The 14261-nt window shown below is 33.6% G+C and carries 13 protein-coding genes; 10 read left to right on the top strand and 3 right to left on the bottom strand.

Annotated features, from left to right (window positions below; translation table 11 throughout):
- The first annotated feature begins 9 nt into the window (after window positions 1-9).
- The 8 genes from GOQ17_RS11560 to GOQ17_RS11525 all read left to right on the top strand — a co-directional run bounded on the left by GOQ17_RS11560 (window position 10) and on the right by GOQ17_RS11525 (window position 10119).
- Window positions 10-606, top strand: coding sequence for a DUF502 domain-containing protein (locus tag GOQ17_RS11560; RefSeq protein ID WP_159637568.1), 597 nt, complete (start codon window positions 10-12; stop codon window positions 604-606).
- Between the two features lies 1 nt (window position 607).
- A complete protein-coding gene (locus GOQ17_RS11555) occupies window positions 608-1198 on the top strand; it encodes a sensor histidine kinase (RefSeq protein ID WP_159637567.1) in 591 nt (196 codons plus the stop codon).
- A 243-nt stretch (window positions 1199-1441) separates the two neighbouring features.
- Entirely contained in the window at window positions 1442-4678 is a 3237-nt protein-coding gene (locus GOQ17_RS11550; RefSeq protein ID WP_159637565.1) for a SusC/RagA family TonB-linked outer membrane protein, read from the top strand.
- A 17-nt stretch (window positions 4679-4695) separates the two neighbouring features.
- Entirely contained in the window at window positions 4696-6162 is a 1467-nt protein-coding gene (locus tag GOQ17_RS11545) for a RagB/SusD family nutrient uptake outer membrane protein (protein ID WP_159637564.1), read from the top strand.
- Between the two features lie 15 nt (window positions 6163-6177).
- Window positions 6178-7032, top strand: a complete 855-nt coding sequence (locus GOQ17_RS11540; protein ID WP_159637563.1) for a PKD domain-containing protein — start codon at window positions 6178-6180, stop codon at window positions 7030-7032.
- Window positions 7033-7083: 51 nt separating this feature from the next.
- The gene (locus GOQ17_RS11535) at window positions 7084-8187 is read left to right on the top strand and encodes an acyltransferase family protein (RefSeq protein WP_159637562.1); all 1104 of its coding nucleotides are present in this window, start codon (window positions 7084-7086) and stop codon (window positions 8185-8187) included.
- A gap of 38 nt (window positions 8188-8225) precedes the next feature.
- Complete coding sequence (locus GOQ17_RS11530; protein WP_159637561.1) at window positions 8226-9764, top strand: DUF4832 domain-containing protein; 1539 nt, start codon at window positions 8226-8228, stop codon at window positions 9762-9764.
- Between the two features lie 88 nt (window positions 9765-9852).
- A complete protein-coding gene (locus tag GOQ17_RS11525) occupies window positions 9853-10119 on the top strand; it encodes a hypothetical protein (protein ID WP_236537132.1) in 267 nt (88 codons plus the stop codon).
- Between the two features lie 59 nt (window positions 10120-10178).
- Here GOQ17_RS11525 and GOQ17_RS11520 read toward each other — a convergent pair whose 3' ends face one another.
- The 3 genes from GOQ17_RS11520 to GOQ17_RS11510 all read right to left on the bottom strand — a co-directional run bounded on the left by GOQ17_RS11520 (window position 10179) and on the right by GOQ17_RS11510 (window position 12205).
- Window positions 10179-10592 carry an SPFH domain-containing protein gene (locus GOQ17_RS11520; protein WP_159637560.1) on the bottom strand — a complete coding sequence of 138 codons (414 nt, stop codon included), beginning with the start codon at window positions 10590-10592 and terminating at the stop codon, window positions 10179-10181.
- Window positions 10593-10602: 10 nt separating this feature from the next.
- Window positions 10603-11070, bottom strand: coding sequence for a GNAT family N-acetyltransferase (locus GOQ17_RS11515; protein ID WP_159637559.1), 468 nt, complete (start codon window positions 11068-11070; stop codon window positions 10603-10605).
- A gap of 121 nt (window positions 11071-11191) precedes the next feature.
- Window positions 11192-12205 (bottom strand): pirin family protein, encoded by a 1014-nt coding sequence (locus GOQ17_RS11510; RefSeq protein WP_159637558.1) that lies wholly within the window; start codon window positions 12203-12205, stop codon window positions 11192-11194.
- 155 nt (window positions 12206-12360) lie between these two features.
- Between GOQ17_RS11510 and GOQ17_RS11505 the strand changes: the two genes are divergently transcribed.
- Window positions 12361-13254 carry a hypothetical protein gene (locus GOQ17_RS11505; RefSeq protein ID WP_159637557.1) on the top strand — a complete coding sequence of 298 codons (894 nt, stop codon included), beginning with the start codon at window positions 12361-12363 and terminating at the stop codon, window positions 13252-13254.
- A gap of 49 nt (window positions 13255-13303) precedes the next feature.
- A complete protein-coding gene (locus GOQ17_RS11500) occupies window positions 13304-14254 on the top strand; it encodes a hypothetical protein (protein ID WP_159637556.1) in 951 nt (316 codons plus the stop codon).
- Window positions 14255-14261 lie beyond the last annotated feature (7 nt).

Here is a 14261-nt window from a genome sequence, read left to right as displayed (position 1 = left end):
ACAGAATATATGTTTAAGAGAATATTTCAACGAATTTTATATTATTTAATTAAGGGGATATTGGTTGTAGTTCCAGTAGCAGGTGCTGTATTTTTAATTATATGGATTTTTGCCTCTTTAGATAATGCGCTTAACATTTCTCAACATTTTCTAGAAGATGAATACGGGCATCCGCTATACATCCCGGGTGGTGGATTGTTGATGGTCGTATGTATTTTAATATTAGTTGGATTTATCTTTACCACATTTGTTACAGCTCCTATACGAAATTGGTTGAATCGTACTGTTAACAAAATTCCGCTTTTCAATACGCTATATTCTTCGATCAAAGACTTTACGGAGGCATTTGTTGGAGATGCTAAAAAATTTAATGAGCCCGTATTAGTCAAAGTGAACGATATGGGACTAAAAAAAATTGGTTTTCTTACACAACGTGATCTTTCTAAAATTGGTATGGAAGGTGAAGTTATTGTTTACTTTCCTTTTTCATACTCTTTTGCTGGTCAGGTTGTTGTCGTGGAATCAAAGTATGTTGCCAAACTAAATATGTCTGCTACAGACGCGATGAAGTTAGTTGTTTCGGGCGGTGTGTCAGGTATAGAATAAAATGAAAAATTTTATTTCTCACTTATTTTCTGAAAAAGAAAAAGTTGATATTGAAAAGCTTCAATTAGCTGCTGATTTGAGTTTTCATAATGCAAAAAATGATCCTTACTTATTAAGTTTGGCAGCTGAACAGCAGAGACTTGATGTTTTACAGGAATATTTTTCTTGTGTGAAAGATATTGATAGTATGCATAAAATTTTGCTAAATGAGGAAATTATAAACGTCCAAGCATTAATCAGTGCTTATCAAATCCTACAAGGAGAAAGAATTAATATAAGAATTCAAAATAATATTCCTCCACATTCAGAATTTAAAATTGAGCCATTTATACTTTTTCCGATAATTCAAAATGCAATACAGTATGGATACAATTCTCTCGAAAAATATCCACTTCGTGTAAAGTTTAATTTAGTCGGTAATTCGCTTAAATTTGAAGTTAGCAATAGAGTAAATCATAATATTGAAAATCAATCAAGTACATCTATTCTGATCAATTTAGGCAATCGTTTGCGTTTGAAGTGTCCTGATAATCATACTGTTCTCTATAACAGTAATACAATGATTTTTAAAGTAACATTACTTTTATACTAATCCCAACTAGCTAAAAATTATTTTAAAATTGGACAAACGGTTGCGTTGTCCATGTGATTTTCTAATTGTATATATTAGCTTCATCAAGTATTAATCGAACCTATTGAACCAATATTTTATATCTATGAATTAGTGCCTATAGTCGATATTGTTGCCTGATTTTTATAAACCTAATAGTCTATTAAAGTTAGCTGTAACCTTATTTGATAGTTCTTCATTAACCTTATAAAATTATGAATGCTTATGAAATCTAAAAGTAAACTTATTAGATATGGGCTATCTTCCCATACCATGAAATTTTATGCTGCTATTCCCCTCAGTGTTTTATGCATGCAAGAAGTTTCAGCCAAATCAAATTATGAATTTAATATAAACTCAAGTATTTATCACATTGACATCCAAAAGGGAATTCGTGGTATCGTCACTGACGATAATGGAAATCCCTTGCAAGGGGCTACAGTTAGGATAAAGGATAGTAGTCAAGTTACAATGGCGGATAGTAGAGGAGAATTTTCATTAAAAGATGTTTCTGCCAATGCTATTCTAGTCATCAGTTATAGAGGCTTTGCTACACAAGAAGTTTCGATTGGCAATAATACATTTATTACTGTAAAGCTTTCAACAGAAGAACTTGGTTTAGAAGAATTGGTGGTAATTGGATATGGTACGCAGACTAAACGAGATCTTACAGCTGCTATATCATCCGTAAAGACAGATGACTTGGTGCTTTCTCAAGGTCCAGAAATTGGAAATATGCTTAAAGGTAAAGTCCCTGGACTTACAATAGTTCAAAATTCAGCTCAGCCTGGTGGTGGTTTAGATATTTTAGTACGTGGAGCAGGTTCCGTTATGGCAAGTAATCAACCGCTAATCGTGGTAGATGGCTTTCCCATTTCTGATTTACAACAACCTAGCAGTGGAAATAGATATGAGGGTGGTACACAAAGTATTTTAAATTCTTTCAACCCAAATGATATTGAATCCATAGAGGTGCTTAAAGACGCAAGTGGAACATCTATTTATGGTTCGCGTGCTGCAAATGGAGTTATTCTAATTACTACAAAAAGAGGTAAGGAAGGACAAGCACGAGTTGAATATACCAATAACTTCTCAACACAGATTTATGACCGTTCGTTTGATGTCCTCCCGTTGAATGAATGGATGGAAGTACGCAATGAGGCGGGCTTTGAGCATTGGATGTGGGAAAATGGAGTTTATCCTTATGGTACCAAAACTGTAGACGAGGCGGCGGCAACTGCAGGTGCTTTTATAAAACCATATACACAAAATGCAATAAATAATGTAGGAAGAGGTACAGATTGGTTTGAACTTGTCACTAGAAATGGAATGGTAAATCAACATAACGTTTCTATTTTAGGAGGAACTCCTACTACTAAATATATGATCTCGGGTAACTATTATGATCAAAATGGTATTGTGAAAAATTCAGATTTTAGCAGATACTCAATTCGTGCCAATATAGATCAAGAGATTGGAAAGTACTTTAAATTTGGAGTGAATCTTACTGCAAGTCGTATAGACAACTCTAATACACAATTAGGAGGAGAAGAATATGAAAAATCAGGATTAATACGTGCAGCTATTCAAATGGGGCCACATATTGAAGCAATTGATGAAAATGGAAATTATCCAATAAACCCTCAATTAGCACTACAGCCAAATCCTTATTCTCTCTTGACTGTAAGTGACAATGGACGTATCGAAAGGATGCTGTTAAATTCTTTTTTAGATATTAATCCTTTTAAAGACTTAACAATTCGCTTAAAGGCGGGTTTTGATAGAGGATTTACAAAGAGAGCTACTTATTTGCCAAAAACAACGTTGCATGGTGCTCTTGAAAACGGGAGAGCGTCTATAAGCAACTTAGATAAGGATGATTATTTGTTAGAGGCTACTGCTAATTATACCAAAATAATTGGTGATGGACACAAATTTGATTTGTTAGGCGGTGTTTCAAAGCAAAAGTTTATTGAGCGTTATTCGAGTAGTCAGGCTTCAGGTTTTATAACCGATGCATTCTTATGGAATAATTTGGGCGCAGGAAGTATGCCATTGCCTTCTGAATCATATGGGCCTGAAAACATGATTGCATCATATTTCAGTAGGTTAAATTATAATTATAAAAGTAGGTACATGGCTACTGTCACAGTACGTACTGATGGAGCTAGTGTCTTTGCAGCGAATAATAAATGGGGAACTTTTCCATCTGCGGCCGTAGCATGGAATGTCGCTGAAGAGCCATTCTTTAATTCTCTGCGTAATTCGATTTCTCAGTTAAAATTAAGAGTGAGTTACGGACAAACTGGTAATGCTACGATTAATAGTAATGCATTTGCAGCTTATTCTGCATATCCAGGATGGCTTTCTTCTAATGATACGCGTATGATAGCAGTTTCATTATCGAGACTTGAAAATCCTAATTTGAAGTGGGAAACTACCACAGGATTAAATATTGGTGTGGATTACTCCATATTAAAAGGTAAGATTGAAGGTTCATTAGAGATATTTAATAATGAAGTGTCAGATCTTTTAGATTATAAGCCTTTGAACTCTTACCATGAGGTAAATACAATTATCGCTAACATCGGAAAAACGAGAAGTCGTGGTATTGAGTTGAGTGTGAATACGCGTAATATCAAACGTGAAAAATTTGAATGGCGAACTATTTTCAATTTCTCTCGATATAAAGATACTTGGTTAGAAAGAGCTCCAGATTGGAAGCCTGCTGTATACCAAAGTGTAAATGATCCTATTAGAGCTAGGTATACTAGATTGTCTGATGGAATACTTCAATTAGGCGAGGACAAACCAGCAGCTCAGCCTAATCTTATACCAGGACAAATTAAGATTCGTGATATCAATGGCTACGTACGTGATGATGCAGGAAATCCTGCAGTAGATGATTTAGGGAGATTTTTAAGAACAGGTGCACCAGATGGTATTATAGATGACGCTGATTATGTCTTAGCTGGTACTTATGATCCGAGCTGTATGATCGGGTTTACGAATATCATTAATTACAAAAACTTTAGTTTGAATTTTGATTTCAATGGATTACTTGGTCGTAGCATAGCAGATCCGAATTTCCAAGCCTATGGTTATAGTGCATTTGGATTAGTAGCACAAGGTTATAATGGATTAAGATCTATTAAAGATAGATGGACTCCAACGAATCCTTCTGAAACTCATCCAAGTACGTATTGGGGATTTTCTAGCTATGGCGTGGGTGACTTCTTCATGCAAGATGCTTGGTTTATCAGGCTACAAAATGTTTCGTTAGGTTATGATTTTTCTAATAAATTTTTAACCAATGTTTTCAAATCAGCAAAAATAAACGTATCTGCGCACAATTTATTTGTGATAACTCCATACAGTGGCATTGATCCAGAAACAGATTCATATACAGCTGCATATCCTAATATTAGAACATATAACGTTGGTTTAAGTTTAGGTTTTTAATTAAAGAATTTGACAAAATGAAAAAGATAAAGATTTTAATTGCTGGTTGTGCATTGATGATAAGCGGATGTACAAAAGATTTAGTTCCATTGGATTACTCTGAAATAAATCCAGCTATTTTTCCTAAGTCTGCAGAAGATTTAGAAGCTATGGTTAATTCGGTTTACTATCCTATGCGCGGGTCATGGTGGAATGGTTTCTTTTCAACTTCTGAACGTGGTGTAATGATGGTGAGTGATGCTTCTACAGAAATTTTAACGGGCTGGTATGGTGCCCAGCATTCTGCTTCAACACATAATTTTAGACCAGATGATGAAGGAATTACGGGATTCTATGATCGATTTTACAATATGATTAGTCGAATGACTATTACAATAGATCTTATAGAAAAATCGACAGTCAATGAAGCGTTAAAGAAAAAAGCAATAGCAGAAGTACGATGCGCTAGAGGTTTAATGGCTTATTATCTATTTGATTTATATGGACCAATAGTAATAGCTCCTTTAGAAGTATTACAAAATCCACTGATTGAAGAGCCATTAGCTAGGTTGCCTTATGATGAAATGGTAAAATTTATCGAGGAAGATCTTATTGCAGCAGCAGAGGATTTGCCTCTTCCGGCTGATGCAGAATATGGAAGATTTAACAAAGCATTAGCCAAAATGCTTTTAATACGATTGTATCTTCATGAAAAAGAGTGGTCTAAGGTTGTGAATGTTTCCAATGACATAATTAATTACAATCATTATGCATTAGACAATGATTATGTAGGTATGTGGGGATTGGAAGGAGCTAAAAATAGCAATGAAGTAATTTGGGCTATCCCATGTGACTATGAAGGTACGAGTGAAAATCAATGGCAATTGATGGTATTACCATCTGTATTTCCAAATAAAGGCGGTTGGGGTACAGTGCAAAGTTCTTGGTGGTTTTATGATTCATTTGAACAAAGAGATGTACGTAAAACTATGTTAATATCAGAATTTACGGGGACTGATGGAATTACATATACGCGGGCGAACCCTGGTAACTATCTAAATTATGGTCCTTTGCCCTTAAAAATTCATGAGGATGCTGCACGTACGACAGCATATACTACTGTGGATATCATAATGTTTAGATATGCGGATGTACTTTTATCTAAGGCAGAAGCTATAGCAAATGCAGCAGGTAGTCCTACTCAAGAGGCAATGGACTTAGTGAATGTTGTAAGAAAAAGAGCAGGTCTGGAAAACCTAAGTTTAGCAAATTACGGTTCTTTATCTTCATTTAATAACATGATTTTGAAGGAACGTAGTCATGAGTTTTGGTGTGAAAATGGTCAATACAGAGCAGATTTAATTCGTCATGATAAATTTGTGTCCAGACAATTGGAAGTACGCCCAAATACTTCGTCAGATAAGACCAAAGAAGTTTGGCCATTTTCTCGTGACAAAATCAATGAAGGTAAAGGTAAATTTATTCAAAATCCAGGTTATAATTAATCAAACATAAATATTATGAAACAATTAATTTTATATATTATAGCAAGTACACTCATCTTCTATGGATGCAGTAAAGAAGATAATGAACCTGCATTTAAGTCGGTTTTCAGTAGTTCAACTGATGGATTCAAAGTTACTTTTACTAATTTTTCAAGAGGGGCAACTTCCTATCTATGGGATTTTGGGGATGGTCTAGGTTCTACCTCAACATTAAAATCACCTCAACATATATATAAGTCTAAAGGCCAATTTATTGTTTCCTTAACAGCTATCAATGGTGAGCAAGAAAGTACATTTAAAGACACAGTTGTAATTGTCGGTCCCAATATAAAGATTGATAGTGATTTTTCTGATTGGGATTATGTTGATTTTACTGTTGTGAATCCAGAAGGTACTAATACCATTAAAGGGATAAAGACCTTTGCAAATAGTACGGATTTATTTTTTATGCTAGAAGGTAACGAAGAAATGAATTTGTCACCAGTGGTGATGTATTTTGATACGGATAATAATACACAGACAGGATATAATGCTTGGCAATTTGGTGGTGGCTCTGGAGCGGATTATAAATTAGAAGGCAGTGTAGCAGGAGGGTGGGGTGCTCTTACCAAACATACTGGTGTCATGGCTGATGGTTGGGGTGGTTTTAGTACTACTGTCGCAGATTTCTTAGGAGCTGCCAATTTCTCGCAATTCAAGAATTCGGGTGATGGTAAACGTAGGGTAGAATTCTCTATCAAACGAAGTTTATTCCAAAATATTTCAGGAAATATCAAATTCGGATTTGTTGAGAATAACTCAGGATATGCTGTGATTGGTTCTATTCCAGCTATTAGTGGTACTACTACATTTGGAACATTTCCGCTCTAAATAATTATGAAGGAGTAATCCATATGGATTACTCCTTATCAACCAAAAATTATGACAAATCAAGAATCAAATAGATTATTGTCTCTCGATGTAATGCGTGGTATGATCATGATTTTACTCGCAGCAGAGAGCACAAGATTATACGATAATATAAAGGGTTTTACAGAAGAAGGTACTTTCGGAAGGATACTTATTACACAGTTTGAACACCATCAGTGGCACGGATTATATTTTTGGGATCTAGTACAGCCCGCATTTATGTTTATGGCAGGAGCGGCATTATATATTTCTTTTCACTATAAATCTAAAAAAGGAATAACATGGAAAGCAAATCTCAATCACATTTTAATTCGTAGTACTAAACTTTTCTTTTTTGGTGTTGCCTTGCATTGTGTCTATTCTGGACAATTAGTTTGGGAACTTTGGAATGTGCTTGTTCAATTAGCATTAACTACAATTATTGCCTACTTAATCATTACTAAATCATTTCAATGGCAAATAGGATTTACAATTTTGCTATTAGTATTGACAGAGTTGTTATATAGATTTACGAATATTTCAGGTTATAATGAACCATTTGTAATGTCCAAAAATTTCGGCTCTTATATGGATATGGTTTTGATGGGCAAAATAAATAATGGTGGCTGGGTTGCGGTCAATTTTATTCCAACGGCTGTTCATACAATTTGGGGATGTTTAGCTGGTAAGTTAATTATTTCTGGACTTGATAAGATCGAAGTGGCAAAAAGACTTTTGATTGTGGGATTAGGTCTTTTGGTGGTAGGATATACATTAGATTATACCATTACGCCAATTATAAAAAGAATTAGCACTACTTCATTTGCGATTGTATCAGGAGGCTATGTGTTTTTGATATTAGCTGGCTTGTATTGGTTCTTTGACATTAATAAAAGGAATAAATACGCTTGGATTTACACTGTAGTTGGGATGAATGCTATATTTATTTATCTATTTTTTGAAACTGTAGGAAAGCAATGGCTAAATAAAACAGTCTACATTTTTGTAGGTGGATTAAGCAATTTGCTTGGTGTTGGAGAACAATGGTCTATGGTTATTAGTAGCATGATGACGTTATTCGTATTGTGGTCTCTCTGCTATTGGCTTTATAAACGTAAAATAATATTTAAATTATAAACTTAAAATTATAAACTTAAAATTATAAACTTAAAATTATGAACAACCTAATTACAACATATGCGGCAACTTGCCTTCTCTTGTTTGCACAATGTGGCAAAAACCAAGATAGTTCAAAGAAAGAGGAAGGTAAGACAGAGCGAATAACTTATTTAGAGAGTAATGAAGATTTTGCTAATCCAGAGCGTGGTTTTTATAGGTATTCGCAAACTACAAGCAGTAATTATTCTGTCTTGAATGCAGCTACATTAAAAGGCTATAGAAATTTACAAAGTATTTCTAATGCTAATTATCAAGTATATAGCACATTAGTTTTTAGGTATTTCATCCTTGATGATGTCAAAGACAAGGATTTAACTCCAACTTTTCTCAGTAATGTACAAAAGGACATGGATGCGGCTCGTGAAGCAGGTGTCAAGTTGATTCCCAGATTTGTATATTCTGTGCAGCAGACAGCGGGCAATTGTCCTGAAGGGTTCATTTGTCCTCCATATGGTGATGCGCCAAAAAATATTGTCTTGAAACACATCGCAAGCTTAAAAGACGTATTACACAAAAATGCAGACGTCATCGCCTGTGTTCAAATTGGATTTATTGGTACATGGGGAGAGCAGTATTATACGGATTATTTTGGAGATCCTTCTTCAAATGGCTCTCAGCGTAAACTACTTGATGAAAATTGGAACGACAGAAATGAAATTTTAGCTGCTTTGCTCGATGCGGTTCCAGATAGTCGTATGGTTCAGATCAGATATCCTCAACAAAAACAACGCTTTATTTATGGCGTAAATGCTACTATTAATAGTGCTGCATTGAAGGAAGAGGAAGCATTTAAAAATACCGATAAAGCCCGTTTAGGTTTTCATAATGATTGTTTCATGGCTAGTTCTAATGATGTAGGTACGTTTGAGGACTATGGCAACACATCAAGTGGCCGAACTTCTAGTGCAAATGTCGTAGACGTATTGAAAAAATATAAAATGGCTGATAGCAAATATACTGTTGTGGGAGGGGAAACTTGTCGTGTTTTTGAGTCTATTTCTAATTGTGCACCTGTGGGAAGAGCTGAAGAGGCATTCAAAGAGATGCATTACAGCTACATCAATGCGCATTACAACAATGAAGTGAATAATAAATGGCAAACTGATGGGTGTATGGATAATATCAAAAAAAATCTAGGATATAGATTTGTATTAGAAAGTGCAACAATTTCAAAATCAGCTCAAGTAGGTGGAAATATATCTTTGAATATGAGTGTAATCAACAGGGGATATGCTTCACCATACAACAAAAGACCAGTTTATCTGGTTTTTAGAGCTACAAATTCTCAAAATTTTGTTAAAGTATTATTAGACACAGATGTAAGACATTGGTATAGTGGTGCTATAAAATTGGAAACAAGTGTAAAATTACCGACAGAACTCAAGGCTGGTGAATATGATGTACTGTTAAGTATGCCAGATGATTATGAATCAATTTCCAATAGACCTGAATATAGTATTCGTCTTGCGAATAGAGATGTTTGGGAAGCTAATACCGGTTTTAATAAGTTAAATCATAAGATTACAATAAATTAAAATCTATTCAGTATTTCTTTTGTTGCAATCTTTATTTTAATTTATCAAATATTTATATTTACTTATATAAGAAATAAATCTAAATATCATGATTGGAACAATTATAGAAAAAGAAGATATCGTAAATCATAAAATATTAGCTGCAGAGGTAAATAGATCCGAAGAATTGAGAGGAAAATTAGTTGATGCTCAAAGATTAGGCAATGAATTTAAATCAAAAGCTACCATAGTTTTTAATAGTGTCGATGGTCCACTTCGAGTAGAAACTACTGTTTGGTCTGTCACAGACAAATATGTACAAATTAAAAGTGGTGTTCTAATTCCTCTTAGATCTATAATTCAGGTAGAGTTTTAGAGGTATTTACATTCATCCATAAAAATGGCGCAGTCGATATTCATGACTGCGCCATTTGTTTATTCAACAGGCTGTACTGATTTTTTCGTATGGTTGACATCCAATACTGGAACAAGTCCTTCGGCTGGCATATAAATAATTTGAGGTAAATCGCCTTTATCAGCTAATTTCTCTAATGTTCGAATGAATAAATACTGATTATACGTAGTATTTAAAGTTCCGTTTTCTAATTTCATCGCTTCAGCCATACCTTTAGCACGCTCAATTTCGGCTTGTGCATTCAATTTTTCAGCTTCTAAACGTGCACGAGCTTCTTCAATCAAGATTTTTCGATTTTGTTCTGCTTTCGCCATCTCTGCTTTTCCTGCCATCTCTTGTTGCCATACATTATAAAGAGGAAGACCGAACATTAAAATAATAATAATCAGAACTACTGTACCAATGATAATTCCGATGGGTTTTGTACTTTTCATATACTATTGATTATTTATCTACTAATTTTCTGTTATAACTCATTTTATACATATCAAATCCTTCTGCCCAATAATCTTTATGTCGCTCCAAGAGCTTAAAACCATTCTTTTCATAGAATGCGTAGGCATGCTGAGAAGTACGAACTATTATAGACTTTATATTTTTGCGGTTAGCAATTATTTCTAAACGATGATTTAATAATAAAGTTCCAATACCTTGCTTATGGAATTCCGTATCAACTATATCCCAACTTATTTTGGCAAGTTGTTTATCTTTATCATAGTTAATACCTGCCCCAGCAATAATTTTATCATCCAATTCCGCTACAAAGTAATCCTGAACTTCTTCATCAAGATAGGTTATATAATCATCGATTTCAGTCTCTGCAAAGTATTTTGGAATATTATTTTTAATTATTTGCAGTAATATACTTTGGTCTTCTGGCTTGTATTTTCTTATTACAATTGCACTATTCATAATTCTAACATACTTTGTCAGAATATACATCTTTTCTTCATAAAAAGAAAATATGCATAGAAACTAGTACAAAAAAATAGCGCTCAAATCAATTGAACGCCATTCTAGCCTTTGGATTTATTTATGCACTTGGTTTATCCAATTCCTTACCAAAATTATAACTCGCAAATCGCCCTGCATCTTTTGGATGAACTACATCAATCTCTTCATGCCCCCAAGGCCATCCACCAAATTGAGTTTTGCGATAATCTGCAAATGCCTGATCTAATTCTTCTTTTGTGTTCATGACAAAAGGTCCGTAAGCTGCCACCGGCTCATTAATTGGTTCACCTTCCAAAATTAGCAACTTAGCACGCTCTGTATTGTTTTTAATCACGATTTCTTCTCCTCCGTTCAATTCAGCAATAAAGTTTTGATTAAGCTCATTACCCTCAATTTGTATTGTTCCTTTTCCATCATAAAAGAAAACAAATCTGTTCATAGTCTCCGAAATTGCTTCTAATTTATAGGTAGCGTTTGGTGCTAAATCCACTAAAGCAACTCCCACATGATGATTTGGATCTTTTGCCCAAGAGTATGGTAAAGCATCTATGGATTTAATTCCGTTATATTCTCCCAATATAACTTTCACTTTGACACCCTCGCCAACTTTAGCAATTGGAATATTTTCATGCCACAACATTTTATATTGTGGTTCAGTCATTTTGCTAGAAGATGGTAAGTTCAACCAAATCTGAAACAATCGCATGGGATTTTCTTTATCCTCATATATCAAAGGAAACATTTCGCCATGCAATACGCCTGACCCAGCGCTCATCAATTGCACATCACCTTCACCATAACGACCTTTTGATCCTTTGGAATCAAAGTGATCCGCAAATCCTTCTTCAGCTATGGTGATAATCTCAAATCCTCTGTGCGGATGAAATGGAAAACCAGGAATCTCTTTGCCATGGTACATACGCCAATCGGCATTTCTGTCAAAGTCATTCCCCAAGTTTTTGCCTTCTAAAGAGGCTTTAGGACCAAATTTTCCATTGCCTTTGGGATATTTGTCATAGTGGTAAGCACCTAATATAAATGGATCACCTATTGGCATTGGACCTACTACTTTTTGGATATTTTTTACTTTCATTTTTTTAACCTTTCTTTTGCTGTATAATCATCAAACCCTATGCCGTAATATGCCAAAAGGCGACGGAGTTACCTCAAGGTAAGTGACCAATTTTATAATTAGAATTCCTCTATCTAATTGATTAACTTTAGTGTTACGATTAGAACGCTTAGCTTATGACCAATTATTTCTTAATTGCTCTATTGATGATTTTGAACTATACATCAATAGCACAAACCAAATCAACTTTATTTGATAGTCTGGACAAAGAATTTAGATACAAAGTTATTGGTAAAACGTTACAAGATCGTGGGGAAGATTTGTTGATGAAAGAATTAGTGAGTCTTTTGGCTAAAACAGAGGTTTTTAAAGATTATGAAGATGGCATATCTAATTTTACTATCCACATCGATTACACTAACAAAATACCATCTATTGAGAAAATAGATTATTGGACTAAGGATACCAACAGAGCGCTAAGGTGCAAAAATGATTTGTCAAAGTATGTAAACCAACTTTTAAGCGATTTTAAACCAGCGGTATATCAGGGTAATGCTTTTTATAGGAAGTATAGAATAGATGTTCAGATAAAGAAAGAAAAAAAATTGAATATTTACAGAATAAGATTTGATAAAACTAGACCCGATTATTATTTAAACACCAATTGTTTCGAAATTTATAGAGAAAAGAGTGATAACCATCTTTTCAATTCTGTAGAAATATTTCCTGAGTATAAAGGCGGGAAGGAGATTTTAATTTCTCATTTAAATAAACTATTTAAAAGTAGTAGGATAGGTTCTAATAATAAAATTGACAGTTTGGATATTGATTTTATAATTACTAAGGATGGACATTTTTCCCTCGAGGGAAATTATATGTCCAAATCTAAAACGGAGTCTATTATTATTGAAAATTTGAAGCTTTTAAGTTGTAATTGGTTCCCTGGATTAATGAGCGGAAGACCTTTTTTTGTGAAAAATAAATATAGATTTTACTATACAGCATTTTTGAATTATACGGGGAAGGTAAATTTAAAAATTTATGATTTAAAGAGAGTTAAGAATTATTAAAGGGTCGTTATTATTGATAAAGTGTAAAATCATTATAAGAATTATAATTATGATAAAACTTGTTTATTTATTTCTTTTAATCATATGTAATTTAACAATTTATGCACAAAATCTGCCAAATTATACAGTTGATTTAGATCAGGAAATGCGTTATAAAATAAATGCAAGTAATTGGCAAAACCGTGGAAAGAGAGAATTTAAAAGGGATATCGAAGTTTTATTTAAAAAGATTGATTTTGGTGATTTTGTTACTGATAAAAGGCCACTTGATATTTTTTATGAAATTGAATTTGACGCTGTTGGTAAACCAAAATTGAGTTTATTGGGAACTTCATATTCTAATGATAGCGACCTTGTTCAGAAGACGATCAAAAGAAAACTAACAAATATTGTAAAACATTTTAAACCTGCGTCTTATAATGGTAAAGTAATTTCTAAAACGTATTTGATAAGTTTTACTTTATGGCTTAATGATAGTGTGATCTCTGTTCGCAATATAAACTTTGAGCCTACTTTGACTTTTGATAGTATAAAAGCAGATTGTTTTACAGTCTATAATAATGCGGAAAAAAATTTTCCAACTGAAACTATTTTTACTGCTGCAGAAATACAACCAATATATAAAAGTGGGAATCAATTCTTATGTTTTAAAATAAACAGGATTTTAAATACTAAGAAACGTGAAAATAATTATTCAAATTTTGGTATAGATAGTGTCGAAATTCCATTCATAGTTGATAAAAATAAGAAATTGGGCTTTTTGGATATTTCTTTTGGAACGAATCTTCTAAAAGATGAAATTCTAGATTATATGATTAAAACTTCATGTGATTGGTTCCCAGCAATGTTTTCGGGACGACAAGTTATTTTTGGCCTTAGGATGAGATTTATATATGAATATTATATGGATGCTATTACCAAGAACAGGAAACTAATTTCGTTACTTAAAATTAAAACCGTTAAAGCAAAATCAGATGATTTTGCTCAGATAGTAAGGTAATAATATA

The organism is Sphingobacterium composti (assembly GCF_009829075.1).
In the GTDB taxonomy this organism is placed as follows: domain Bacteria; phylum Bacteroidota; class Bacteroidia; order Sphingobacteriales; family Sphingobacteriaceae; genus Sphingobacterium; species Sphingobacterium composti.
The sequence above is the reverse complement of the archived record's forward strand: the minus strand, read 5'-3'. Positions and strand labels throughout refer to the sequence as shown.